The sequence below is a fragment of the Variovorax frigidus genome (genome assembly GCF_051216515.1).
Classification (GTDB): Bacteria; Pseudomonadota; Gammaproteobacteria; order Burkholderiales; family Burkholderiaceae_C; genus Variovorax.
Genome location: NZ_JBPJZF010000002.1, coordinates 854,378 through 880,853 on the forward strand (window position 1 = coordinate 854,378; position 26,476 = coordinate 880,853).

General features: G+C 68.7%; 16 protein-coding genes. 6 read left to right on the top strand and 10 right to left on the bottom strand.

The window, feature by feature from the left end; translation table 11 throughout:
- Window positions 1-2: 2 nt before the first annotated feature.
- The 5 genes from ACSFBC_RS09245 to rfbB all read right to left on the bottom strand — a co-directional run bounded on the left by ACSFBC_RS09245 (window position 3) and on the right by rfbB (window position 4,987).
- On the bottom strand, window positions 3-1,292 hold the full coding sequence (locus ACSFBC_RS09245) for a flippase (RefSeq protein ID WP_435510002.1): 1,290 nt from the start codon (window positions 1,290-1,292) through the stop codon (window positions 3-5).
- A gap of 275 nt (window positions 1,293-1,567) precedes the next feature.
- Window positions 1,568-2,128, bottom strand: a complete 561-nt coding sequence (gene rfbC / locus ACSFBC_RS09250; RefSeq protein ID WP_435510003.1) for a dTDP-4-dehydrorhamnose 3,5-epimerase — start codon at window positions 2,126-2,128, stop codon at window positions 1,568-1,570.
- Window positions 2,125-3,012 carry a glucose-1-phosphate thymidylyltransferase RfbA gene (gene rfbA, locus ACSFBC_RS09255; RefSeq protein ID WP_435510004.1) on the bottom strand — a complete coding sequence of 296 codons (888 nt, stop codon included), beginning with the start codon at window positions 3,010-3,012 and terminating at the stop codon, window positions 2,125-2,127. The genes rfbC and rfbA overlap by 4 nt, the downstream gene beginning before the upstream one ends.
- A 17-nt stretch (window positions 3,013-3,029) precedes the next feature.
- Window positions 3,030-3,920, bottom strand: coding sequence for a dTDP-4-dehydrorhamnose reductase (gene rfbD, locus ACSFBC_RS09260; protein WP_435510005.1), 891 nt, complete (start codon window positions 3,918-3,920; stop codon window positions 3,030-3,032).
- Window positions 3,917-4,987 carry a dTDP-glucose 4,6-dehydratase gene (gene rfbB / locus ACSFBC_RS09265; RefSeq protein ID WP_435510006.1) on the bottom strand — a complete coding sequence of 357 codons (1,071 nt, stop codon included), beginning with the start codon at window positions 4,985-4,987 and terminating at the stop codon, window positions 3,917-3,919. Before rfbB ends, rfbD begins: the two co-directional genes overlap by 4 nt.
- A gap of 323 nt (window positions 4,988-5,310) precedes the next feature.
- Between rfbB and ACSFBC_RS09270 the strand changes: the two genes are divergently transcribed.
- From ACSFBC_RS09270 to ACSFBC_RS09295, 6 genes are all read left to right on the top strand, one after another.
- Complete coding sequence (locus ACSFBC_RS09270) at window positions 5,311-6,741, top strand: mannose-1-phosphate guanylyltransferase/mannose-6-phosphate isomerase (RefSeq protein WP_435510007.1); 1,431 nt, start codon at window positions 5,311-5,313, stop codon at window positions 6,739-6,741.
- A gap of 7 nt (window positions 6,742-6,748) precedes the next feature.
- Complete coding sequence (gene gmd, locus ACSFBC_RS09275) at window positions 6,749-7,873, top strand: GDP-mannose 4,6-dehydratase (protein ID WP_435510008.1); 1,125 nt, start codon at window positions 6,749-6,751, stop codon at window positions 7,871-7,873.
- 11 nt (window positions 7,874-7,884) lie between these two features.
- On the top strand, window positions 7,885-8,331 hold the full coding sequence (locus ACSFBC_RS09280; RefSeq protein ID WP_435510009.1) for a phasin family protein: 447 nt from the start codon (window positions 7,885-7,887) through the stop codon (window positions 8,329-8,331).
- A gap of 112 nt (window positions 8,332-8,443) precedes the next feature.
- Complete coding sequence (locus tag ACSFBC_RS09285; protein ID WP_435510010.1) at window positions 8,444-9,118, top strand: TetR/AcrR family transcriptional regulator; 675 nt, start codon at window positions 8,444-8,446, stop codon at window positions 9,116-9,118.
- A gap of 65 nt (window positions 9,119-9,183) precedes the next feature.
- Complete coding sequence (locus tag ACSFBC_RS09290; protein WP_435510011.1) at window positions 9,184-10,032, top strand: tetratricopeptide repeat protein; 849 nt, start codon at window positions 9,184-9,186, stop codon at window positions 10,030-10,032.
- A 44-nt stretch (window positions 10,033-10,076) separates the two neighbouring features.
- A complete protein-coding gene (locus ACSFBC_RS09295) occupies window positions 10,077-10,331 on the top strand; it encodes an acyl-CoA-binding protein (RefSeq protein ID WP_435510012.1) in 255 nt (84 codons plus the stop codon).
- Here the strand turns inward: ACSFBC_RS09295 and ACSFBC_RS09300 are convergent.
- From ACSFBC_RS09300 to ACSFBC_RS09320, 5 genes are all read right to left on the bottom strand, one after another.
- Window positions 10,320-11,417: an aminopeptidase gene (locus ACSFBC_RS09300; RefSeq protein WP_435510058.1), complete on the bottom strand. Its 1,098-nt coding sequence runs from the start codon at window positions 11,415-11,417 to the stop codon at window positions 10,320-10,322. The genes ACSFBC_RS09295 and ACSFBC_RS09300 overlap by 12 nt on opposite strands.
- A gap of 5 nt (window positions 11,418-11,422) precedes the next feature.
- On the bottom strand, window positions 11,423-13,501 hold the full coding sequence (locus ACSFBC_RS09305; RefSeq protein ID WP_435510013.1) for a molybdopterin-containing oxidoreductase family protein: 2,079 nt from the start codon (window positions 13,499-13,501) through the stop codon (window positions 11,423-11,425).
- Between the two features lie 34 nt (window positions 13,502-13,535).
- Complete coding sequence (locus ACSFBC_RS09310) at window positions 13,536-24,659, bottom strand: filamentous haemagglutinin family protein (protein WP_435510014.1); 11,124 nt, start codon at window positions 24,657-24,659, stop codon at window positions 13,536-13,538.
- Between the two features lie 264 nt (window positions 24,660-24,923).
- A complete protein-coding gene (locus tag ACSFBC_RS09315) occupies window positions 24,924-25,895 on the bottom strand; it encodes a FecR family protein (protein WP_435510015.1) in 972 nt (323 codons plus the stop codon).
- 57 nt (window positions 25,896-25,952) lie between these two features.
- On the bottom strand, window positions 25,953-26,471 hold the full coding sequence (locus ACSFBC_RS09320) for an RNA polymerase sigma factor (RefSeq protein WP_435510016.1): 519 nt from the start codon (window positions 26,469-26,471) through the stop codon (window positions 25,953-25,955).
- Window positions 26,472-26,476: the final 5 nt, after the last annotated feature.

Below are 26,476 nucleotides of genomic sequence, written 5' to 3' on the forward strand. Positions count from 1 at the left end.
CCTTACCGTCCTGCTTGATACGCAGCCGTGCCGGATTTCCGGGCGACGTACAGAAGTGCGATCAGATCAACGCCGACGCGCAATGTCCAGACGGCGGCTGCGCCGACCAGACCGAACTTCTTCAGGGAGAAAATAATCAAGGGAATATAAAAAATCAGCTCGATCAAGTGAATTTTTGCGGTGACGAAAGAGTTGCCCGCGGCCTGAATGACCGAAAACGGTACGAAGGCAACGCTGTTCAATGCGATGCCCAAGGCCAACACCACTGCGATGACCCAGGACTGATCCGCGAAGTCTTTGCCGAGCCATAGGGTGAGACCCCAGTGCGACAAGACGGCAAGGATCAGGCAGACGGGCAGCATCACCCCCGCGACGATGAAAAGGGAACTTTTGTAAAGCCGTCGCGCCGCATCGGCGTCGCTCGTCAACAACATCGAGAATCTGGGAAACAGCGCCCCCGTCAGGGCAGCGGGAAGTATCAGTACCCGCGCCATGACTTCGGACGGCACCGTGTAATAGGCCACGACAGCCGCGCCCAGCATCGAAGAAATGATGAAGCGGTCTGCACTCACCATCAACGGACCGACGATGTTGGACACCGTCATCCAGGCCCCGAATGAAAAGAGCTCTCGCAGTTTTTTCCGATTGAAAGGAACTTGCTTCCAACCCGCCGGCAGCCGACGGTTCATGAGATGTAAATGCGCGACCATGACGATCAAACGCGAAAGCACGAGACTGGCGATCATGGCCTCGAGCGACGGGGAGATGAACGCCACGCACAGCACCGGCCCCCCAAAATTCGCAACCCCCAGCAGAATACGCAGCGCGTTCACCGTCTTGAAATCTTCGTAGGCTTCCAGCACGCCTCGAAGCCCGGTAGTGATCGTCGTCAAAGGAATCCCGACGGCCGCTATCAACAGTGCGTTGAAAACGGATGCGCGCAGGTTGGCGCTCACGTTCAGCAGGTCGACGCCGGAGAAATAGACAGCGGCTGCCAGCAATGTGCCGCCGCCCACCCCTGCCCAAGCAGTGAACAGCAGTCCGGTCTTGACCAGTATGGGGAGATCCTTTTGATCGGAGGACGCCCGACAGACAGCCACCTGTTGGGTCAGCGCTCGACCCAAACCAAAGTCGAAGAGGCTGAAATAGCCGATCAGTGCCCACACCAGGGTCAAGATGCCCAATGCCTCGACCCCGACATTTCGAAGCAGGTAGGGAATGGCGGCCGCACCGAAGAGCAGCGGAACACCCATGCCGACAAGATTCCATGCGGCATTGCGTTTTATAGACATCGGCCTCCAAGCATCGACTGGAACAGTTCTTTATTTTTTTCAGCCCCGACAGCACATCGGGGTCCGAACCGGTTTGCCTCGACACCTCCGGAAAGCTTCGCCGCGGGAAGGGATCCGCATCGGATCTTTCTCGCTGCACCAGCTGAGTTTCAACGACGGGTCGCTTCGATGGAGCACGCGACGGCGCAAGCATAGCCGCAGCCCTATCCCCCGAACTTTGCGCGCACACGTTCGCTGAGTCACGCGCTGTCAATGTGCGGCGACGCGAAATCGCATCAACCTAACTCGTCGACGACGCTTCGAAGCGTGCCGGCTGCGGAGTCCTTCAGGGAAAGGGTGGGCGTCTCGACGCCGTTCTCCGCCAGCGGCCATTCGATGCCGATCGCCGGGTCATTCCAGGCGATGGATCGCTCGTGCGCCGGCGCGTAGTAGTCGGTGGTCTTGTAGAGGAAATCGGCGGTGTCGGTGAGCACCAGAAAACCGTGCGCGAAGCCTTGTGGAAGCCACAGCTGCTTGCCGTTCTCCTCGCTGAGTTCCACCCCCACCCAGGCGCCGAACGTGGGGGACGACTTGCGGATGTCCACACCGACGTCGTACACCCGGCCGCGGGTGACCCGGACCAGCTTTCCCTGCGGCTGCTGCACCTGGAAGTGCAGTCCACGGAGCACGCTCTTCACGGATCGGGAGTGATTGTCCTGAACGAATTCGACATGACTGCCAACAGCCTCGTCGAAAGCCTTCTGGTTGAAGCTCTCCAGGAAAAAGCCGCGCGCGTCGCCAAACACCTTCGGTTCGATGATCAGCACGTCCGGAATGGCCGTAGGGGTCGCCTTCATGCGCGCACTCCTTCCGCCAGCAAATGGTTCAGGTATTTGCCGTAGCCGCTCTTCTTCAGCGGCGCCGCCAGTTTGGCCAGTTGCTCGCTGTCGATGAACCCGGCACGCCAGGCGATCTCTTCAGGACAAGCGATCTTCAGACCCTGCCGATGCTCCAGCGTGGCGATGAACTGGCCGGCTTCCAGCAAGCTCTCGTGGGTGCCGGTATCCAGCCACGCATAGCCGCGCTGCATGATTTGCACGTTCAGCTGATCGCGCCCCAGATAGGCCTGGTTGACGGCCGTGATCTCGAGCTCGCCACGCGCGCTCGGCTTGACCGCCTTGGCGATGTCCACCACCTGGTTGTCGTAGAAGTACAGGCCCGTGACCGCATAGTTGCTCTTGGGCCGCTCGGGCTTTTCCTCGATGCTGCGGGCCTTGCCCTGCGGGTCGAAGTCGACCACACCGTAGCGCTCCGGGTCGTGCACGTGGTACGCGAAGACGGTGGCGCCCGAGGCTTGCGCGTCGGCACCGCCGAGCAGCTGCGCGAAGTCGTGGCCGTAGAAGATGTTGTCGCCCAGCACCAGCGCGCTGGGCGCATTGCCGAGGAACTGCTCGCCGATCAGGAAAGCCTGGGCCAGGCCGTCGGGACTCGGCTGCACCGCGTACTGCAGGTTCATGCCCCACTGACTGCCGTCGCCCAGCAGTTGCTGGAAGCGCGGCGTGTCCTGCGGCGTGCTGATGATCAGCACGTCGCGGATGCCGCCGAGCATCAAGGTGCTCAGCGGGTAATAGATCATCGGCTTGTCGTAGACGGGCAGCAGCTGCTTGCTCATCGCCAACGTGGCGGGATGCAGCCGGGTGCCGGAGCCGCCGGCGAGGATGATGCCCTTGCGATTTGTCATTTTCTTGGGTCTCGTTCTCAGAGCGTTTCGCGCAGCATGCGGGCCACGCCGACCTGCCAGGGCGGCAGGGTCAGGCCGAAGGTCGACTGCAGCTTGGTGGTGTTCAGGCGCGAGTTGTGCGGGCGCGTCGCGGGCGTCGGGAAGGCACTGGTGGGCACCGGGTCGACCGCCTCGGGGCCGGCCTTGAGGTCGACGCCGGCCGCCTGCGCCTGCGCGATGACGAAGCGCGCGTAGCCGTGCCATGTCGTCTCGCCGCCGGCCACCAGGTGATAAAGACCAGACTTTTGCGGGTCGAGCAGCGTGGCGCGGATCGCATGGGCCGTGACGTCGGCCAGCAGTTCGGCGCCGGTCGGTGCGCCGAACTGGTCGTCAATGACGGTCAGCCGCTCGCGCTCCTTGGCCAGGCGAAGCATGGTCTTGGCGAAGTTGCCGCCACGTGCCGCATAGACCCAGCTGGTGCGGAAGATCAGGTGCCTGGCGCAGTTGCCTGCTACCAGCTGCTCGCCTTCGAGCTTGGTGCGGCCGTAGACGCTCAGCGGCCCGGTGGCGTCGCCCTCTTTCCACGGCGCGCTGCCGCTGCCGTCGAAGACGTAGTCGGTGGAGTAATGCACCATCAGCGCGCCGATCTGCTGCGCGGCCTCGGCGACCACGCCGGGCGAGGTCGCGTTGAGGGTGCGCGCGAAGTCCGCCTCGCTCTCGGCCTTGTCGACGGCCGTGTGCGCAGCCGCATTGACGATGACGTCGGGGCGCACCTTCCGCACGGTCTCGGCCAGTTGTTCTGGGCGGCTGAAATCGGCGTGGAACTCCGTGCTGTCGAAGTCCAGCGCCACCAGCTCACCGAGCGGCGCCAGACTGCGCTGCAACTCCCAACCGACCTGGCCGCCCTTGCCCAGCAGCAGCAGCTTCATGCCGTGGCCTTCGCGTCGTATTGCTTCTCGACCCATTCGCGGTACGCGCCGCTCTGGACGTTGCGCACCCAGTCGCCGTTGGCGAGGTACCAGGCGACGGTCTTGCGGATGCCGCTGTCGAAGGTCTCGGCCGGCTTCCAGCCCAGCTCGCGTTCGAGCTTGCGCGCATCGATCGCGTAGCGGCGGTCGTGGCCCGGGCGGTCGGTCACATAGCTGATCTGCGCCTTGTAGGGCTGGCCGTCGGCACGCGGGCTCAGTTCGTCGAGCAGTGCGCAGACGGTGTGCACGATCTCGATGTTGGGCTTCTCGTTCCAGCCGCCCACGTTGTAGGTCTCGCCGAGCTTGCCGGCTTCGAGCACACGGCGGATGGCGCTGCAATGGTCCTTCACATAGAGCCAGTCGCGCACCTGCATGCCGTCGCCGTACACCGGCAGCGGCTTGCCGGCCAGCGCGTTCACGATCATCAGCGGGATCAGCTTCTCGGGGAAATGGAAGGGCCCGTAGTTGTTGGAGCAGTTGGTGGTCACCACCGGCAGGCCGTAGGTGTGGTGCCAGGCCCGCACCAGATGGTCGCTGGCGGCCTTGCTGGCCGAGTAGGGGCTGTTGGGCTCGTACTTGTGCTCTTCGGTGAAGGCGGCGTCGGTGGCCGACAGCGAACCGTACACCTCGTCGGTGGACACGTGCAGGAAACGGAAGGCGGCCTTCTCGCCAGCAGGCAGTGCGCTCCAGTAACCGCGCACCGACTCGAGCAGGCGAAAGGTGCCCAGCACATTGGTCTGGACGAAGTCCTCCGGCCCGTGGATCGAACGGTCGACGTGCGACTCGGCGGCGAAGTTCAGTATCGCGCGCGGCCGGTGCTCGGCCAGCAGCCGATCGACCAGCGCGCTGTCGCCGATGTCGCCTTGCACGAAAATATGGCGTGCGTCATCCTTGAGCGAAGCCAGCGTCTCTGGATTGCCCGCATAGGTGAGCTTGTCGAGATTGACGATCGGCTCGTCTGCTTGGGCCAGCCAGTCGAGTACGAAGTTGGCGCCGATGAAGCCGGCGCCGCCGGTGACAAGGATCATGTGGGAGAAGCTTCTAGGTCTGATGGATCGGCCGCCTGACGGTCCTTGCCAGGGATTATCCATGGCACATTGCAAGCCCATGACGTTTCGGGCATGGCCGTATCGGATCTGCTGCAGAGGTCGAAACCAGGTGTAGGTGCCATGCCAATGCTTACATCTCGCCTTCTGGCCAAAAAATAGGGGAATACGCCAAATGAGGCACACGATTAGAAACAATCAGGCGCTACAGTAGGCGCACTTTAGTTTTACTTAGTTACATCACTCAGGCCAACGCCCCATTCGGTGTTGCTGCTCCAGGGCTCTCTCAATTTCCGCGAAATACCATGACAAATTCCATACATCCGGTCGTTCTTTGCGGTGGCAGCGGCACGCGGTTGTGGCCGCTGTCGCGGAAATCGCTGCCCAAGCAGTTCGCGCCGCTGATCGACGGCAAGAGCCTGTTGCGCCTGACGCTGGAGCGCCTGCAGGTGCTGAACCAGCGCGTCACCTGCGTGGCGGCCGACGACCACCGCTTTCTCGTGCAGGAAGCCATGGACGCCGCCGGCGTCGGCGGCACCCAGGTGCTCGAGCCCATGGGCCGGAACACGGCGGCCGCCATGGCCGTGGCGGCCCTGCTGGCTGCGCCCGAGGATCTGCTGCTCTTCGCACCGGCTGACCATCACATCCCCGATGCCGCGCTGTTCGCCCAGACGGTGCGATCCGGCATCGACGCCGCGCTGGCCGGCAACATCGTGACCTTCGGCGTGGTGCCGACCTTTCCCAGCACTGCCTACGGCTACATCGAGGCGGGCGCGGCGCTGGCCGGCGCGCCGACCAGCCAGGCGGTGGTGCGCTTCGTCGAAAAGCCCAACGCCGCCACCGCGCAATCGCTGCTGCTCAAGGGCGGCTACTTCTGGAACGCGGGCATCTTCCTGGTCCAGGCCTCCACGCTGATCGCGGCGCTGCGCGAGCACGCGCCGGACATCCTCGCCGCCTGCCAGCAGGCCACGCAGGCCCCGGTCACCGACGGCAGCTTCGTGCGCCTGAACCGTGAGGCCTTCGAGGCCTGCCGCAGCGAAAGCATCGACTACGCCGTGCTCGAGAAACACCGCCAGATCGCCGTCGTGCCCTTCGCCGGCGCCTGGAGCGACGTGGGCAGCTGGAACGCCGTGGCCGAGCTCTACCCGGCCGACGACGACGGCAACCGCCTGAGCGGCATGGCCAGCGCGCTGAATGCGCGCAACACCTTCGTTCACGCGCCGCTGCGCCCCGTGGTGGCGCTGGGCACCGAGGACCTGATCATCGTGGACACGCAGGATGCGGTGCTGGTGGCCAGCGCCGCCTGCGCCGAGCAGGTCAAGGACGTGGTCGCCATGCTGAACCGCGAAGGCCGCAACGAGGCGACCGAGCACCGCCGCGTCGCGCGCCCCTGGGGCGCCTACGACAGCGTCGACAACGGCGAGCGCTTCCAGGTCAAGCGCCTGACCGTCAAGCCCGGTGCCAAGCTGTCGCTGCAGATGCACTATCACCGCGCCGAGCACTGGGTGGTGGTCAAGGGCACGGCCAAGGTCACGCGCGACGAGGAGACCATCCTGGTGCGCGAAAATGAGTCGGTCTACATCCCGTTGGGCACGGTCCATCGGCTGGAGAACCCAGGCAAGACGATGCTCGAAGTCATCGAGGTCCAGTCCGGCAGCTACCTCGGCGAAGACGACATCGTGCGCTTCGACGACACCTATGGCCGAGTCCCCCAACTCGCCGCACGCACAAAATAGGCACCCTATGACCCATAAGAAAGCACTCATCACCGGTATCACCGGCCAGGACGGCTCCTACCTGGCGGAATTCCTGCTGGACAAGGGCTACGAGGTGCACGGCATCAAGCGCCGTGCATCGTCGTTCAACACCGACCGCATCGACCACCTCTACCAGGACCCGCACGAGAAGAACCGCAAGCTGCACCTGCACTACGGCGACCTGACCGACACCAGCAACCTGACGCGCATCGTGCAGCAGGTGCAGCCCGACGAGATCTACAACCTGGGCGCACAGAGCCATGTGGCCGTGAGCTTCGAGGCGCCCGAATACACGGCCGACGTCGATGCCATCGGCACGCTTCGGCTGCTCGAGGCCATCCGCCTGCTGGGAATGCAGGAAAAGACGCGCTTCTACCAGGCCAGCACCAGCGAGCTGTACGGCCTGGTGCAGGAGATTCCGCAGCGCGAGAGCACGCCCTTCTATCCGCGCAGCCCTTACGGCGTGGCCAAGCTCTACGCCTACTGGATCACCAAGAACTACCGCGAGGCCTACGGCATGTACGCCTGCAACGGCGTGCTGTTCAACCACGAGAGCCCGCGCCGCGGCGAGACCTTCGTCACGCGCAAGATCACGCGCGGCCTGTGCAACATCGCGCAGGGCCTGGAAGCCTGCCTGTTCGTCGGCAACCTCGACGCGCTGCGCGACTGGGGCCACGCCAAGGACTATGTGCGCATGCAGTGGATGATGCTGCAGCAGGACAACGCCAAGGACTACGTGATCGCCACCGGCGTGCAGTACAGCGTGCGCGACTTCGTGCGCAAGACCGCGGCCGAGCTGGGCATCACGCTCGACTTCGTCGGCACCGGCGTGGAAGAGAAGGCCGTGGTGCGCAGCGTCGAGGGTGACTCGGCACCGGGCGTGAAGCCGGGCGATGTGGTCGTCTCGGTCGACCCGCGCTACTTCCGTCCCGCCGAGGTCGAGACCCTGCTGGGCGACCCCTCACTGGCCAAGAAGGACCTGGGCTGGATCCCCGAGATCACGCTCGATGAGATGATCAGCGAGATGGTCGCCAACGACCTCGAGGCTTCGCGCCAGCATTCGCTGCTCAAGACCCACGGGTACCGCGTCGCCGTCAGCAAGGAAGACTGAGGAACCACGCCATGGCAACGAAGGACGACGACAAGAAGGCCGACCCGATCAAGGACTCCGCCCAGCAGATCTGGCTGGCCGGCCTGGGTGCCTTCGCCAAGATGCAGCAGGAAGGCAGCAAGGCCTTCGAGGCGCTGGTCAAGGACGGCACCGGCATGCAGAAGAAGACCCAGCAGGCCGCAGAGGAAACGCTGGCCCAGGCCCAGAGCCGCATGGCCGGCCTGGCCAGCGAGCTCGGCACCAAGACCGCCGCCGGCTGGGGCAAGCTCGAGAACATCTTCGAGGAACGGGTCGCGCGTGCGCTGACCCAACTCGGCTACCCTTCCGTCGAGGAGTTCGAGGCCCTGCGCGCGCGGGTCGAGGCCCTCGAAGCCCGGCTCAAGATGACGTCCCCCGAGGCGGACACGACCGAGACGCCGCGGCCGCCGCGCCGCCGCACGCCGCGCAGCGAAGGCTGAGAAGCCCCGCGCCGCGGCGCGGCCTTCCCGCGACCGGCGTCACCCGGGTGGCATCCACTTGCGCTAGAGTGGGGCCAGAGACAAAAAACGGCTGACATCACAAGGCGGATTTATGGCCAAGAAGGCGCCGCGCCGCACTGCCGAGCGCATCCTCGAAGCAGCGCTCGATCTGTTCAATCGTTTCGGTGAGCCGAACGTGTCGACGACGCTCGTGGCCGGCGAACTGAACATCAGTCCCGGCAACCTCTACTACCACTACCCGGCCAAGGACGAGCTGATCAACCGGCTCTACAGCCAGTACGAGGCCGAACTCGACGAACTGCTGCACGCCAGCGAAGGCGTCGGGGATGTCGAAGACGCCTGGTTCTTCATGCACAGCCTGTTCGAGCTGCTGTGGCGCTACCGCTTCCTGTACCGCGACCTGAACGACCTGCTGAGCAAGAACCGGCACCTGGAAACGCAATTCCAGCTGGTGCTGAAGAACAAGGCCGCGGCCATTCGCGTACTGCTGTCGGGCCTGGACCGCGCCGGCCACCTCGACATCGACCCGCGCGAGGTCGACACCCTGGCCCAGAGCATGGTGGTGGTGCTGACCTACTGGCTGAGCTACGAGTACGTGCGCAACCCGCGCGAGGCGCTCGAACCTGCCCATGCCCAGGGCGCCCTGTTGCGCGGCGCCCACCACACGCTGCACCTGCTCACCCCCTACCTTGCACCCGAACAGCGCCGGCATTTGCTGACATTGAGCCGAGCCTACGAAGGCGAAGATGCGGCCCTGACAGCCTAGCGACGACAGAAAAAGAACCGGCCAGCGGACCCGACAACGACGCAGCCAGCACGCGAGACAACACCATGGCCACGCAGGATTTCCAACCCCTCTCCCTGTTGCCCCCGGGCTGTCGCGGCCCCGTGACCGATGCCGGGACGACCCTGCATTGGGTCCCCTTCCCCTATGACGACATGCCGCGCTTCGACCGGCTGAGCCTGCTGACCCAGTGGCCGCGACTGCACGCCGGCCATGCCGGACCGGCCCCGACGCTGCCGCCGCTGGCCGAGGGCTGGGCGATGTACCACAACGGCGAGTTCGCCCAGGCGGCAGCCCTCGGGCTGCAGCTCGGCTCCGAAGGCCTGACGCTGGCCAACCAGGCGACGGCGGTGTATGCCAACTATCTGGAACCGCGCGAGAGTGTCCGGCTCGCCTTGTTCCTGCAGGTGGCCGAGCGGGCCGCCGGCCAGGCCGCGGTCGAGCCCGACAATTGCCACGCGCTGTTCTGGGAGGCCTACGCACTCGGCCGCTACGCCCAGGGCATCAGCGTGGCACGCGCGCTCGCCCAGGGGCTGGGCAGCAAGGTCAAGGGGGTGCTCGAACGGGTGATCGCACTCCAACCCCGGCACGCCGATGCCCATCTGGCGCTGGGCGCCTTCCATGCCGAGGTGATCGACAAGGTCGGCCCGCTGGTCGGACGCATGACCTACGGCGTGCGCGCCGAGACCGCGCTCGCGCTGTTCGAGCGCGGGGTCGCGCTCAACCCTGCATCGGCCAGCGGCTGGATGGAATACGGCCGCGGGCTGCTGATGCTCGAGGGCGAAGCGCGCCTGGCCGACGCGATGGCGCTCTACGAGAAAGCCGCGGCCCTGACGCCGGCCGACGCGCGCGAGCGGCTGGACGTCGAGCTGGCGCGCGCCGGGCTGCACGACTGAGGCTCACTTAAGATGCCCTCCCCTGTTTCCCCGAGTGCCTCTTCATGTCCGACCTGCAATCCCTCTTCGAAGCCGCCCAGGCCAACTCCAAGCTGCTGGCAGAACGCCCCGACAACCCGACGCTGCTGAAGATCTACGGGCTCTTCAAGCAGGCCACCGAGAGCGACAACACGGCCAAGCGTCCCAGCTTCAGCGACGTGGTCGCGCGCGCCAAATGGGACGCCTGGACCGCGCAGAAGGGCCTGTCGGCCGACGAAGCCAAGCAGAAGTACATCGACCTGATCGAATCACTCCGTTGAGCGCTGCGCCGTGAGCGCCGATCCGGCCTGCAATGCCGCATGCCGCTCGGTCTTGGGCAAGGCCGCCAGGCGCCGGACCTCGGCGTAGAAGCGCGGCCATTCGCGGCCCTCGCGCTCGAACAGGGCCTCGAAGCCCGGCACCAGGTCGTCGTAGGCCGCCTGCGCGCCGAAGGCCGCGTTGTTGGCGCGCGCCACCCAACCGTCGTAGGCCGCCTGCCGCTGCGGCGGCCAACCGCTGCGCAGCACGGCGAATTCGGCGCGGAACGCCGCCATCACCTCGCCCTTCTGCACCTCGACCGCGGCCCAGTCCTTGGCCATCGCCTGCGGCGAGCTGTAGACCGCCTGCAGCCGCCGGCGCGTGGCCAGCGTGAGCGCGCGAAACTGCTGGCGCCGCGCGTCGAACTGCGCGTACTCGGTGCGCGCCGCCTCGCTCGCCTGGGTGGCGAGCCAGCGCGCACCGCCGATGCGCTCGACCGCGGTGGCGAAGGACTCGTTGAACGAGGTGTCGTCCGCCACGTACACCAGCTGGTGCGAGAGTTCGTGGAAGATCAGCCGCGCGAGTTCGCCTTCCGGATAACCGATGAAGGTGCTCAGCAGCGGATCGCCGCCGGCCCAGTTGAGCCAGCCGAGCGTCGAGTAGGCGGGCACCGGATACACCGACACCTCCAGCCCCTTGGCGCGCTGGCTCTGCGCCTCGGCCTGCGCCAGCGCTTCGTCGTAGTAGCCGCGGTAGCCCACGCAGCCCGCCACCGGGAAGCACCAGGTCTGCAGCGTCAGCGAATAGGGTGGCGCCGCCACCACGTTCCACACCGCCGCATTGCGGTGCAGATCGGCGTAGCCGGTGTAGCTGCGGTTGTCGGGCAGCCCGAGTTCGGTCACGGCGAAGCGACGGATGCGCTGCGTGAGCTCGAGCTTGGCCCGGAGCGGTGCCGATGTCGTTGGATCGTCCAGCCACTGCGGCACCGGACGCGCCGCGCGCATCACGTCGATGTGGCCGTTGGCCGACTGCCAGTAGTAGCCGAGGTCGGCACAGCCCGCGAGCCCGACCAGCGCGACCGTGCCGGCCGCGACGATCGCTCGCCGCACACGGTTCACGGCACGCGCTCCACCTGCACCAGGCAGTCGTAGAAGGTCGGGCCTCGGCCGATGTCGGTGAGCCGCTGGCTGGTGAGCTCGTTGACGTTGGTGCCGTCGTGGCCCAGCTTGCGCCACCAGATGCCCAGGCCGTGCACCACGCCCGGGCGCGCGCGGCGCGACACCTCGGCGCGGCAGCGGTGCTCGCCGCGCCCATTGAACACCCGCACCATGGCGCCGCTCTCGATGCCGCGCGCCGCGGCGTCGTCGGCATGGATCTCCAGCAGCGGCTCGCCCTCGATGGCGCGCAGGCTGGTCACGTTGACGAAGGTCGAGTTCAGGAAGTTGCGCGCCGGCGGCGAGATCATGGCCAAAGGAAATTCGGTCGAGCTGCCCGCCGGTTCATGGTTGGGAACATGGTCGGGCAGGCCGTCGGCGCCCTGGGCCGCCAGGCGTTCGCTGAAGAACTCGCAACGCCCCGAGGGCGTGGGGAAGTTGCCCTCGGCAAAAGGCGCATCGGGCAAGCGCAGCGTGGTGAAGCCTTGCGCGTGCAGCTGCGCGACGTCGATCGCACCCGGCGCGAACGCGGCACGGCACAGCGCCTCGTCGTCGTCGGCGAAGCAGGGTTCGTCGAAGCCCATGCGCCGCGCGAGTTCGCGGAACACCCAGGCATTGCTGCGCGCCTCGCCGCGCGGTGCCACCGCAGGGCGGTTGAGCAGCACGTCGGTGTGGCCGTAGCTGGTGTGGATGTCCCAGTGCTCGATCTGCACGCTCGCGGGCAGCAGGTAGTCGGCGTAGTCGGCGGTGTCGGTCTGGAACTGCTCGAGCACCACGGTGAACAGGTCTTCGCGCGCGAAGCCCGCCGCCACCTTGGCCGACTCCGGCGCAACGGCCACCGGGTTGCTGTTGTAGACCACCACCGCCTTCACCGGCGCGCCACCCGACAGCGCCTGTGCGTCGCCCGTGAGCGCGTCGCCGATGCAGCTCATGTTGATGGTGCGCGGCCGGCGGCCCGCGAGCAGGTCGGGCCGCTGCAGCGTCGCGCGGTCGATCGGATAGACACCCGAGCTGCTCAGCAGCACGCCGCCGGCCCGGTGCCGCCAGGCGCCCGTCAGCGCGGGCAGGCAGGCCACGGCACGTGCCGCGTTGCCGCCGCCGCGCACGCGCTGCATGCCGTAGTTCAGGCGGATGGCCGCGGGCTTCGTCTGGCCGTAGTCGCGGGCCAGCGCGACGATCTGCGTCTCGGGCACGCCGCAAACCGCCGCGGCGCGTGACGGCGGCCACTGCAGCGCGCGTTCGCGCAGCGCGTCCCAGCCCACGGTGTGGCGTTCGATGTAGTCGTGGTCGAGCCAGTCGTGCACGATGAGCTCGTGCATCAGCGCCAGCGCCAGCGCGCCGTCGGTGCCGGGCAGCAGCGCGATGTGTTCGTCGCACTTGTCGGCCGTCTCGGTCTTGCGCGGGTCGATGCACACCAGGCGCGCGCCGGCGCGCTTTGCCGCCTGGGCATGGCGCCAGAAGTGCAGGTTGCTGGCGATCGAGTTGCTGCCCCAGATCAGGATCAGCTTGGCCTCGGCGAAGAACTCGACCCGCATGCCGACCTTGCCGCCCAGCGTCAGCGCCATCGCCTCGCCGCCCGCGGTCGAGCAGATGGTGCGGTCCAGCAGCGAGGCACCCAGCTTGTGGAAGAAGCGGCGGTCCATCGACTCGCCCTGCACCAGGCCCATGGTGCCCGCATAGCTGTAGGGCAGGACGGTGCTCGCGTCGCCGCCGGCCGTCAGTTGGCGCAAGCGCTCGGCGATGGCGTCCAGCGCCTCGTCCCACGTCACCCGCTCGAACTGCCCCGAGCCCTTGGGCCCGCTGCGTTTCATCGGATGGAGCAGGCGCTCGGGATGCACGCTGCGCTCGAGGTAGCGCGAGACCTTGGTGCACAGCACGCCGCCGGTGTGCGGATGCGCGGGGTTGCCCTGCAGCTTGACGGCCACGCCGTCCTGCACGGTGGTGACCAGCGCGCAGGTGTCGGGGCAATCGTGGGGACAGGCGCCGTGGACGGTGACGGCGGGGGAAGGAACCGAAGGGGGAACCGAGGTGGCGAGCATTCCGCAAGTTTAGGGCCGCCCTTGCACCGCGCCCTCAGCGCCGCAGGTTGCGCTGCTCCGTCGCGGTCAGCTGACTCAGTTTCGCCGCCGGCAGGTCCATCTGGCCCAGCACCTCGAGCGCCTGGCCTGGCGCGCCGGCGCTGCCGCCCCGGCCGGCCGGCGGTTGCGCGCGCGGCGTGCCCTCGGGCGCGTCGCTGCCGAAGCCCAGCACGCGCACGGTGAACACCGAGGGGAGCGCCTGGCGCGCCGCGGCGCGTTCGCGCTGGAGCACCTCTTGCGCCGCCGTCGCGGCCTGCGCGGCCGCGGCGCTCGCATTGGTCAGCGCGCCGATGTTGACCGCCGCGATCACGGGCAATCCGGTGATGTCGCCCTCGCCTTCGATGTTGTCGACGTTGAGCACGTGCAAGGCGGCCAGATTGAGGTTCCCGGCGAAGCGGATGCCGGCATCGCCAGCGTTGATCGTGCCCTTGGGCGCCATCAGGTCGACGTCGCCGTCGCCGACGGTGCCGATGCCGCTTCCGCTCATGTCGGAGCGCTCGGTCACCACGGTCACCCCGTCGACGTCCGTCTTGACGATCGGCTTGGACGGCACGCGCACGGTCTTGGCGCCGCGTCCCGCATCCACGTCGCCGTTGCTCGACCAGATGATCATGTCGCTGCCGCGCTGGGTCGCCTCGGGCACGAAGGCCAGGATGCGCGAACGGTTGACGACCACGCTGTCGTCGGCGAACAGGCCGATGTGGCCACCGGCCAGGGTCACGATGCCCTCGCCGGCCGCCGGGATGCGCGTGAGCGATGCCGCCTGCAGGTGGCCACCCGGCGCCAGCACGTCGATGTCGCCGCCGCGCATGGTGCGCAGCGTCATGCTGTCGGCCAGCACGCTGCCCTTCCAGTCGCTGCCCGGGAACAGGGTCTCGATGGCGGCATAACCGCGGTTGTAGCCGCCATGGACCGGCTCGCCCTTGGCGTCCGGCGTGTTCTGGTTGCGTCCGGCTTCGCGCAGCTCCTGCTGGAACACGCGGCGCGCGAACATCTCCTGTGCCAATGCCGGCAGCGCCCGGAAACGGGCCCAGGCCGCCAGCGGATCGAGCGATTCGCCGGTCATCTCCTTCATGTAGGAAACGAGTCCGCGCTGCACGGTCTTGTCCTGCCCGTTGGCGCGCGTTTCCTGCGCGTCGAGCAGGTAGCGCGGCACCCGTGTGCCGTCGGCCAGCGCGCTCACCAGATGTTCGGGCATCGATGCCACCCGGGTCGGGTCGAGGTAGGCGGCCACGAAGGCGGCGTAGTCCGGGTTCTTGCCCTGCAGGCCGGCCATGACGGTGATCGATGCGCCCTCGTCGGGCAGGTACTTCACCCGGCTGGTTTCTTCAGGGAAGTTGTTCGTGTCCCAGCGCTGGATGTTGCCCTGGCTGATCGCGTTGACGTTGTAGACATCGCGTCCCGCCGACACCAGCAGGCCCCCCGGCCCCTGGATGCCGATGGTGGACGTGGTGTTCGGGTTGTTCATCAGCTGCGGGTCGGAGATGAGACCGATGACGTCCTTGCCGGCGGCCAGCATCGAGGCGTCGTCCGCATGGTTGTTGCGCAGGTCCAGCCGCAGCCCGCGGATGTCTTCGCCGGCGCGCAGCCAGAGCTGTTCGCTGGCCACCAGCTTGCTCGACACGCGGCGCACGATGTCGCCAGAGCGCGCGTAGATCCGGCTGGGCGCGTGGTCGTCTGCCAGCCAGTTCAGTTCGGGGGTGGTGCTTTGCGGAATGCCGAAGGATTGCCCGGTGGTGTCGATCAGCCACGTGCGCAGGCCCGACGTGAAATCCCGCATGGGGTTGAACGGCCGCGGCAGCATGTCCGCCGAGAGGCGCGCCATGACGACCTCGCCCAGGTGCACGTCCTTGTCGGCCAGCACGCGCAGTTCGGTCTGCGCCGACGGCATCATGAACAGCAGGCCGGTGCGCGGCACCCAGTACATCTGGTCGTCGCCCTGCACCGGGTTGTAGCTGCCGATCTCGTTGCTCACCGAGCCGCTGAGCGCGGTCAGGCTGAGCTTCGAGGGATAGGTGTCCTGCCCTTTCAGGTGAGCGATGTCCGCGGTGCCCACCACCAAGTCGCCACCCACCGACCGCAGGTCGACCGCGCTGCGTGCGGTGTAGCCGCTCATGACGCCGCCGTAGATCGGGCTGCTGCCCTGGAAGAAGTTGGTGTAGCGTTGATCGGTCATCAACGGGTCGGCCACCGTGCTCACGTTCAGGTCGCCGCGCGTGGTGACGCCCAGCACGCTGTCGCCGATGGCCAGCACCGGGGCCTGTGCGCCCGAGCCCGCCGTCATTTCTCCGGCCGTGATGTGGCCTTCGCCGCGCCCGATGTAGTACTGGCCGCCACGGATGGCGCCTTCGGCCGTCACGTTCATCGCGCCGCCGTTGCCGAGCATCAGCGTCATGGCCTCGCCCGGCATGCGTCCGCCGCGCACCCGGCCGTGCGTCGGCTGGGCCACCAACAGATCGCTGATGCCGCCACCGGCCTGCACCGTCACGTTGCCGCCGCCCAGCGCACCGACGCCCTGGTTGAACTTGGCGTAGTCCACGAACCAGGTGGCCTGCTCGCCGGGCTGGAACGGCATGTCGACCGTGACCACCTTCGGGTCTTGCGTCAGCGCCATTTCCTTGCGCCCCAAACGCCGCAGCCATTCGCCGAAGAACTGCGCCTCGGCCTCGGGCACCGCCACCGAGCGGATGTCGCCGCCGGTACGCAGTTCCAGATTGCCGCCCTGCACGCCATAGGCTGCCGTGGGCAGCGCCACCGTCCCGATGATGGGATTCCAGCTCGCGCCTTGCAATTCGACCGACGAAGGCACCGTCGTGAAATCGGCCCACACCGTGCTGTCCTTGCGGCCCGCCGTGTAGATGACCGACTCCTTGTGCGCCAGGTCGAGGTCGTGGCCCGCAGCCAGCTGCAGATCGCCCGTGCCGGTGCGCACCAGATAGCCGGCCGTGGCCGTACCGACGACCACGTTGCCACTGCCCGCCGCCAGTTGCGCGGGCTGGCGCACCGACAGCGCGTTCGCCGCCGACAGGTCGGCACCGGCCACCAGCCGCAGGTCCCACGAGGCGGCGTCCTGCAGCACGCCGTTGCGGCCCGCCGCATCGAAGCCATCGCTCAGATTGGCACCGACGACCAGGTTGCCTGCGGCCCGCAGCGTCAGCCCGCCTTCGCGCAGGCCGGTCCCGAAGCTGTCGTGCAGGTTCCAGTCGGTGCCGAGGGTCAGGTCGCCGTTGCTGCGGATCTCGATGCCCGGCATCACGCTCACCTGGCTCAGCCCGAGGCGCCGGGCCACGGCACCTGCGTGGGATGCGAACTGCTGCGCCTCGGCCACGGCCTGTGCCTTGACGGCATCGACCGACGTGCTGTCATACACCGTCACGCCTTCCAGCACCGCCGAACGCGCGCCGGAGACGGTGGCGTTCAGCGCCGTCACCGCGATCTCGTCATGGCCTGCGTTCTGGTGCGCGCGCAGGCGCACGCGGCCGCCCTCGCCGCCGCCGACGTCGATCACGCCGCCCTGCAGGTCGAGTTGCCCCCCACTCGCTTCGAGGGTGACCCGGCCCGAGCCCAGCTCGGCGTCGGTCGCGCCGGCCCGCAGCGAGGCGGCGCTCGCCATGGTCACGCCGCTGCCGCCGGCGACCGCGATGCGCCCGCCATAGGTCGAGCGCGCATCGATGGTGCCGGCCAGCGTCACCCGGCCCTGGTCGGCGCTGAGCCGGAAGTCCTCCACCCGCGTGGTGCCGTCGACGGTCACGTCGCCGCTGCGCACGCGGAAATCGCGCGCGGCGTTGAAGCCCGCCGCATTGAGGCGCGCAGCGAGTGCGCCGAAGTCGGGCAGCTCGGCGATGTTCAGTGCAAAACTTCCGCCCTTGCCACCGGCGCCCGCCTGGGCCAGCAGGTCACCGCTCAGCGACACCGTGCCCGCGCCTGCGGTCTCCACGCTCAGCGTGCCGGCATTGCCGCCACCGGCATGGGCCGCCAGGTGGAGGGCCGAGCCGGCCGCCTGCACGATGTTGCCCTGGCCGGCCTGCAGCGTGATGCGACCTGCATCGGCATAGGCGGCCACGTCGAAGAAGTCCTTGGCGAAGCCGCCGACATCGATGCGCGAGCCTGCCGCCAGGTTCAGGTTGCCGGTCAAGGCATTGAGCGACACGCTGCCGCCGAGCGCCACGATGCGCCCCTCCACACCGACCGAGCCGCCGGTGAGCGACAGCGAGGTGCCCAGGCTGTCCTCGAGTTCGGCGGCCGACGCGGCGCCGGGCGCGTTCGCGAGGTTCAATGCACCGGTGGTCGTCACGGCCTGGCGCGCGCCGCGCTGGCCGGTGAGCACGGGGGTGCGCAGCACGAGATCGATCGCACCCGCATCCAGACTGCCGGTGCCGACGGCCACCACGCGCTGACGGCCGCCGAGTTCGATCGATGCGAATCCGTCGACCCGTTTGTCGCCGCTGCCCAGTCGCAGTTCGTCGGCGGTGAGACGCAGGCTGCCGACGCCGGCGGCGCTGCCGCCCAGGGCTGCTCCGCTGCTGTTGCTCAGCGTCAGCAGGGCGGCGTCCACCACCACGTCACCGCCCTGCCCCGACAGACGCTGCGCATCCAGCACCACGCTGCGAAGACCGGCGCCGCCGAAGTCCACGTTGCCGTGGAAGTCGATGCTGCCGTAGCTGCGCAGGGTGAGTTCGCGCGTGTCGGCCAGTTGCACCAACGACTCGGCACCGAGCACCAGGCCTTCGCTGCCACCGCCCAGCCCGATGCGCCCGGAGGCCACCGACAGCGCTTCGCCGGACAGGCGCGCGCTCGGCGCCAGCGAAGTCGTGCGCGTGGCGTCGATCAGCAGCGATGCGCCGCCAGCCAGCGTGGCGCCCGCGCCGATCTGCATCAGTCCGCCCTGCGCCGTGTCGACCGGCGAGCGCACCACCTGCGCCGTTCCCGCGTTCGACAGCCGCAGCAATGCGCCCCAGTCGCGCGTCGGCGAGACCAGCACGTCGTCCGCGGCGTCGAGCTTGTCGACCACGCCGTCAAAGTTGTCGTCGAGCTGGCCGTCGGGGTCCGCATAGACCGCGGTCTGCTGCGGCTTGACGATGAGGTTGGTGCCGCGGCCATCGGCCTTTCCGACGGCGCGGATGACGCTGCCGTCCGCGACCTTCACCGCATCGGTCGCGACCAGGATGATCTCCGGGCCGCTGAGGGCACTGCCCGCGTCGTTGCGCACCAGGATCTCGCTGGCCTCGATGTCCAGCGCCAGGCCGAGCGCATCGCCGGAACGGGTGCCGCCGACCAGCAGGCTGCCCGCGCCGAAGTTCGAAAGCATGTCCGACGCCAGCACCAGGAAGCCCTCTGCGCGGAGCGCAGACGGATCCTGCCCGGCACCGACGATGGCGATCTTGTTCGCCACGATATCGACCAGGCCGCCGCGGCCGGTCTCGCCGCCCGGCCCCTTGCCGCCCTGCGCCTGCAAGGTGCCGCCGAGCTGCAACTGCTGTGAGGCGCGGAACACCACCGCACCCGCATCCATCGGCAGCCGCGGCGTGACGACGTCGATGCCGGTCAGCCGGTACTGCGTGAGCTTGAAGGCCTCGGACGCGAAGAAGGTGTTGGCATGGGCCTCGTTGTATTCGCTGTACTGGCGCAACTGCGCGCCGTTCATCACCTGCCACCAGCCGCTGTGGGCGTCGGCCGAACCGGCCAGCGCGTTGCCGCCTCGGCCGGCCATCACCACCGAGCCGTCCGACCGTACCGCCGTGCCGGCCAGCGGTGTGCCGAGCGTGGCCGGTGCGCCGGTGGGCAGGACCAGGAAGGCACCCGGCAGCGCCGCGTAGCTGGCCGGCAGCAGCGTGTACCAGCCGGCCGCCAGGCCGTTGCCGCCCGCCAGCCAGAGGCTCTGGCCCAAGCGGGTCGAAACACCGGGGTCCACCGGCGACGCATGGCCGGGCACCACGGCGTAGGCACCCCGCACCGCGAGGATGTCGTGCGAGCCGCCGCTGCCCGGCACGAATTCACGCGCGACCATGTCGCCGCCACCGCGGATGTCGATCACCGATCCGGCAGCCACGTCCACCGAGGCCCCCTGCAGCACCACCCGCTTCTCCGGTGGCGCAGCCATGCCGCGCTCGCCCTCGAGCAGGAACGGATCGGCCCAGTATTCGTTGTTGAGCAGCGTGCCGTAGGGCACCAGCAGGCCATCGCCGGAGACCGACGTGAGGCTGCCCGCACCCAGCACCAGCCGTTCTCCGGCGGCCAGCGTGATCTGCCCGAAAGGCGCGCGCAGCACGCCGTGCTGCGCGATCACCGGTGCCGTCAACGTGAGCGCGCCACCGGCGGACAACGGCGCCACCGGCGTGGCCCCGTTCGAATGCACCTCGATCGAGCGGCTGGCGATGATCTTCGCGTCGACACCGGTCGCCGGGTACGCCTGGCCCACGTCGAGGCGCAATGCGCCGTCGACGTCGAGCGTCGCATCGCGTGCGCCAGTGGTACTGGCCGTGGCGATCGTGAAGCGCAGCGCGTTCGCCGCCAGGGTGTTCTGTGCAAAGCCGCGAATGCTGGCCGGGCCGTAGAGCGCACTGCTATCGCGCCCGCCGTAGACATCGATCACGTCGGCCTGCAATTGCAGGCTGCCCGCCAGTTCGTCCGCGGGCGCGGCCTTGGCGGTCGAGCTCCGGCGTTGCAGCGCGATGTAGGGCGCGACCAGGCTGGCGCCGGCCGACTCGCCCGGCGCGCGGGTGAGCGCGCCATCCACCGTGATCGAGCGTCCGGCACTCAGATGCACATCGCCCAGTTCCACCCGGCCACTGGCCTTGAACGCGAGGTCTGCAAAGCCCCCCGACGCCATCGCGCCGGGACGCACGGTCAGCAGCGAACGCGTCGGCTGGATGGCGCGCAGGTCGATGCCGATGCCGTCGCGGAAACCATCCAGTGCGTCGTCGCCCAGACCGTGGGCCGCGAAGTCGATCGTGCCGCCACCCGTCGGCAAGGCCGCGTCGGTGATCGACACGCCCGCGCGCTGCGAGTTGCTGAGCGCGTCGATGAAGGCCTGCGTCAGCACCATCCGCGGGAAGCCGGGCATGCCGTAGTCTTCCAGCACCTTCGAGAAATCCACGCCGATCACCTGCGACGGATCGCAGAAGCCGACGATGCCGCAGAACTGCTGCACCAGCATCTGCCCGGGGTCGCTCTGCACCGCGGGGTCCGAGTGGACGAGCGACAGCGAACCGCCATGCGCGCCAGCGCCGCCGGCCCGCGCGACCAGGCGGCTTGCGATCAGGCCCTTGCCGGTGATCGCGATGCTGCCGCCATGGCTGGCCACCCACTGACCCATGCTTTCTCGCGGCGGGCCGGACGACACGCTGTCGAGCATGGCGTTCGTGCCCGAGACATCGATCAGCGAACCCGCCTCCAGCGCCAGATCGGCCGCCCTGAGCGTGACGCTCCCGCCGTCGAGCACGCGGCCGACGCGCCGGCCCCGGGCGTCGTGATGGACCACCGCCGCACCGCGCGCCAGCAGGCTCGCACCCTCGGCCAGGCTCAACGTGGTGCCCGCACTCACGGTGATCGCACCGGCCGGCGCCTCGACCGTGCCCCGGACATCGACGGCGACACCGTTCAGCGACAACGTACCGCCGGTGTCGACCCGGACGCTCGCGTCCTGGCCCACCCGCAGATCGCCCTGGCCTGCGGTCGAGAGGCTCAGGGACGCCCGCGCGCGCGTCAACCGCTCCTCGGGCCGCAACTGCGAGGCCGTCAGCAGGTCGCCGAGGCGGCTGCCGCTGGAGATCGCTTCGTGGTCGACGCCGACCATGTCCCAACCGAGCGGCGTGAGCGCGATCTGCGCACCGTCGGCGATGTCGACCGGGCCGGGTACTTCCAGCGACACGGCACGGAAGCCGCGGTTGCCGTAGAGCGTGGTCGGCAGGCGCCACTCGTCGGCCACCGGCTTGCCGCCGATGTTCAGCTTGTCTTCCGCGAGCACCAGCGCGAGCGAGCCGCCCGAGCCGGCCGCGAAGGCCTGGAGGTCCAGCAGGTCGAGGTCCTTGCCGGCCACGCCGTCGAGGCGGATGCTGCCGGCATCGCCCATGTCCAGCTTCTTCTTGCTGCCGTCACGCCAACCCCGGCCACCGCCGGAGACGACGAGGGCCGCAGGGCCCTCGACATGCAGCCTGGACGCTTCCAGCGAGATCGTGCCGCCGTCCTTCACGAACACGTCGACCGCGCGGCCGTCCATCGTCTCGTTGTGCCATTGCCCGCTCATGTCGATGCGAGCGCCCTCCCCCAGCGTCACGCTGCCGCCGACGGACTCCTGGTTGAACAGCGTCACCGAGCCGCCCGCGCTGCGCAAGATGCCGTCGATCCGGAAATCGAGTGACGCGGTATCGCCTGCGCTGGCAAGTACGGCGAACTCTGCCTTGGGCGCCAGCGTCAGTTCCGTGTCCTTGGTCAGAATGAAATTGCCGGTCACATGGAACTGGATGTTGCCCAGGCCGCTGCGTTCCAGCATGCCGGCATCGAACCAGCTGGCGTTCGTGCCGTCCTCACGTCGCCAGCGCGCATCGAGTGCGGTGGCACGCGTGAAGTCCGCGCCCAGCTGCTCGGGCGCATCGGAGATCGTGAGCGCGCCGAGGTTCCATGCCCATTCGGGGTTGCTGCCGCCGCCGAAGCCCCAGATCCCGGCCTTGGCGGTGCCGGCGTCGCCTTGCTGGCGCTCGCCGACGATGGTGCCGCCGGCCATGTCGCCCTCGAGCGCCACGCCCTGCCCCACGTACATCTGCAGCGCACCGGCACCGCGGCCTTCGGTGTAGCCAGTCTCATACGATTTGCCGGACAGCAACGGCGAGACGTAGGTCTCGTTGACATTCCAGCGCACGTGCTCGCTGATGAAGCGCCCGGCAATGCCGTCGTACACCAGGTCCGGAGACGCCCCCGCCATGGTGTGCAGCCGGCCGTCCTGGCTGCGGATCTTGCTGGTGGTGTTCCAGCCGCCGGCGTAGCGCACCGAGCCGCCCGAGATGTCCAGCAGCGAGCCCGCGCGGGTGACCAGATCCCCAGCGGTCTTGAGGTTGATGCTGCCGCCGGCGGTGGAGAGTTCCTGCAGATCGGTCTTGCCCACGCCGATCCAGCCCGAGACGTCGGCCAGCGGCGTGCCCTGCCAGGCACCGGCGTCGCCGCCCCACAGCACGCCCGACATCGGGCCGTACTTGAACACCCCGCTTGCGCGCCGGTCGACGATCAGCTTCTGGCCGCGCAGCCAGCTGTCGCGCAGCAGCGGCGAATCACGCAGCTCGTTGATGCGCAGGTCCACCTCGATGAAGTTGCGCTCGATCGGCACCGACACGCCCTGCAGGCCCGCCGTGCTGACCACCGCGCCGCTGTCGATGTAGATGCGGCTGGTGTCGCTGCTCCGGCCGAAGGAGCCGGGCGTGATCGTCTGCTTGTTGCCGACCACATAGGGCAGCGTGGCCGCCACGATGTCGACGAGGCCCGAGGGCGCCATCGTCAGGCTGCCCGGCCGCAGGTCGACCAGCTTGCCGTACAGGCTGATGGAACCGGGCGTGTAGCGCATGGCCAGGTCGGTGGCCTCGATCTGGTGGGTGTCGCTGGCATCGGGCATGACCAGGGCCACGCTGCCTTCGCCCATGGTCAGCGTTCCGGCCGACCAGCTGGCGGAGCCGTAGTCCATGCCCTCGAAAATGCCCGGACCGCCGAACAACTGGCCCTGCCCCCAGGCGCGCAGCCGGATGCTGCCGTCGCGGTTGTTGAGCGCGGTGCTGGCCGTGAGCACGCCCTGCTGACGCACATCACGCGCCTGCAGCGTGATGTTGCCGCGCTCGGAATTGATCGAGCCGGTGTTCGACACGTTGTAGTCGAGCGCCGCCGCGCGGGCCTCCAGCGCGGGGAGGATCTCGCCGGCCATGCGCGCCTGAAAATCGGGCCAGCCGCCCATCCCATTGTTCACGACCGAATTGATGTTGGAGAAGAGCGTGAGGTAGGGCATCGGCCCCGACACCGCCACGTCGAGTCCGCGCACGCCGTTGATGTCTTCCGACAGCCACACCTGCTCGCCGGCAGCCAGGATGACCTGGCCATCCCGTGCGTTGAGTCGGCCCGCATTGCGCACCTGCGTGCCCAGCAGCATCAGCTTGCCGCCCTTCTCCACCTGAATCTGCGCGCCGGCCTGCACGCTGACGATGCCCGGTGTCGCTGCCGTCGGCGCCCAGGCTTCGGAGCGCTCGAAGTCCCGCGTCATCGTCGGCGCATGGTCGCCGAAGGCCGGCAGCAGCGCGTTGCCCGACCAGGGATGCGCCATGCCCGTCGGGTTGTTGATGCCGCGCATGAACTGTGCGTTGGACAGGGCCAGCGACGAGGCGATCAGCGTGCGCGTGTTCACCTGGCTGCTGCCGTTGAAGACGATGCCGTTGCGGTTGACGAGGTAGACCGCGCCGTCGGCCTGGATCTGGCCGGCGATCTGGCTCGGCTTGCCGCTCGGGTCGTTGATGCGGTTGAGCGCGATCCAGCTGTTGGTACCGTCCTTCTCGTTGCGCCCCTTCGACTGGTCGAACTTCACCGTGGTGTTCCTGCCCACGTTGAAACTCTCCCAGTTCAGGATCGCCTTCTCGTCGGTCTGCTCGATGCCCACCACCGTGCGCCCGCCCGCGGCCGTCTGCACCGGCGCCTTGGCGTTCAACCAGCCGGCCGTGAGGCTGTTGGTGTCGACCTGGAGGCCGCCGTCGACGAGGCCATCGGGCACCACCGCGTTGCCGTTCAACGCCGCCTGCCGCGCCGCTTCCTGGGCCGCCTGCTGCGCCGCGATGCCGCGCGCGGCGAGGTTGAGGTTGTCGAGCGAACGCTGCGCCTGCGCGCTGTCGCGCTGCTGCGTGGGGTTCGTGAGGCTGGTCACCGGCTGGCCATTGGGCAAGCGGCCCGTGGCCTGTGCCGTGCCCTGGATCAGGTTCTTCTGCGCCATCCAGGCCGCGCCGAGCGGGCGTTGCGCATGGGCGCTGCCCACCATGCCCCCGGCGGCCAGCGCCAGCATCAGGGCCTGCACCAGCGGCGTGAGGTGCGGTGCGCCGCGGCCCCCGCGGTGTGACGACGTGGAGGCCCCGGCCGGGTGGTGAATGCGCGTATCCATGGTGATGCCCTCGATGCTTCTTCTGTGAACCGTGCGCCGCGACGAATGAGCGGCACTTGGAACCTAGACCGACGGGCCCGGCCGGATCGGCAAGCTTTTCTTTTGAAGATTTCGTGACAGCGCGGCGGCGCCGGCAGCCGTCAGAACGTGTGAAGGAACCGTCGCGAGCGCCCCGAGCCTGCGTTGAGGAGCGGAGCCGCACTCACGTGCGGTGAGCACCGCAGATGCGGGATCGGGGTGCGCAGCAGGTTCATTCGCACGTTCTCAGCTCAGCAGCACGAGCCCGCCCGGCAGCGAGCGCACACCCAGCCCCAGCGAATGCTGGATCTGCGCGATCGCTCGGTCGAGCGAGGCGATCTGGAAGCGGCCCGTCACCTGCTTGCCGGCCAGTTGCCGGTCGAGCAGCACGACCTGGCCCGCGCGGTAGCGGTTGATCTCGGCCACCACCTCGCCCAGCGGCGTGTCGACGAAGCGCAGGTAGCCCTCGCGCCAAGCCGACAGCCGCGACAGCGCGCCGGCGTCGACCACGCGCGCGGGGCCGAGCCCGCGCGCGTCGTAGACCAGCTGCTGGCCGGCCTCGAGATTGCGCACGCCGGCCGCATGCGCGACCTCGACCCGGCCGGCCAGGCAGCTCACGCAGATGCCCTCGGGCCCGCCGCGCAGTTCGAAGCGCGCGCCGTCGGCGCTCACGCGGCCCTTGTCCGCCTCCACCGTGATGCGGCTGCCCGGCCCCTGCAGGTCGACCGCCGCCTCGCCCGCGATCAGCGCGATGCCGTCGGGCCGCAGCGCGATGCTGGTGCGGGTGTTGAGCTCCACGCGCACGCCGCCGCCGAGCGCGACGCTGCGGCGTTCGCCGATGCCGGTGCGGTGGTCGGCCTGCAGCTCGTCCATCGACGGCCAGAGCCCCAGCGGCGGATGCACGATGGCCGCGGCCGCCGCCGCGGTGGCGAAGCCCAGGCCGCCGCCGATGAACCAGCGGCGCGAGGGCGAGCGCACGACCGTGCGCTGCGGCGCGCGCGCGGCCGACAGCGCACCGGCCGCACCCAGCAGCGACCAGCCGCGCCGCGCCTCGGCCAGCGCGGCCTGGTGCGCGGGGTCGGCCCGGCACCAGCGCCGCAGCGCGTCGCCGTCGGCCGGCGTCATGCGGCCGGCCGCGACGCGGTCCATCCACGCACGGGCCTGGCGCGCGATGGCGTCGCTCGGTGGCGGGGTGGGCAAGGGGCGGGACAGGGTCATGGTCGGAGGGCCGTCCTCACAGGACGGTTGGCGGGCATCGGATCGGCAAACAACAACTCATTCGTCCTTGTGCGGCCGGCGGGCCATGCAGTACTCGTGGGCGCGCTTGAGCTCGAGCCCGATCAGCCGCGCCGACACGCCGAAGCGCGCCGCCGCGGCCTGGTTCGAGAGTTCGTCCACACGCACCGCGAGGAAGATCGCGCGGCGCCGCGGCGGCATGCTGTCGATCACCCGCGACAGCGCCTCGATCTCGTCGCGCGCCGCCGCCAGTTCGTCCGGGCCGGGCGCGGGGTCGACGATCTCGTCCATCAGCGCATCGATCTCGTCGGCGCCCATGTAGCGCCTGTCGCGTTCGATGCGGTCGAGCGCCACGTTGGTCGCCATGCGCATCAGGTAGGCGGCCGGATTGGCGATCGGGCCCAGCGCGTCCTTGCGCTCGTCGAGCCGGACCCAGGTGTCATGCAGCGCGTCGCTGGCCAGGTCGACCGAGCCCAGGCGAAAGGCCAGCCGCCGCTTGAGGTCGTCGTAGCGCTGGGTCAGCAGCTCGCGCAGGGTGGACAGGCTCGCGTGGCTCATGGGGT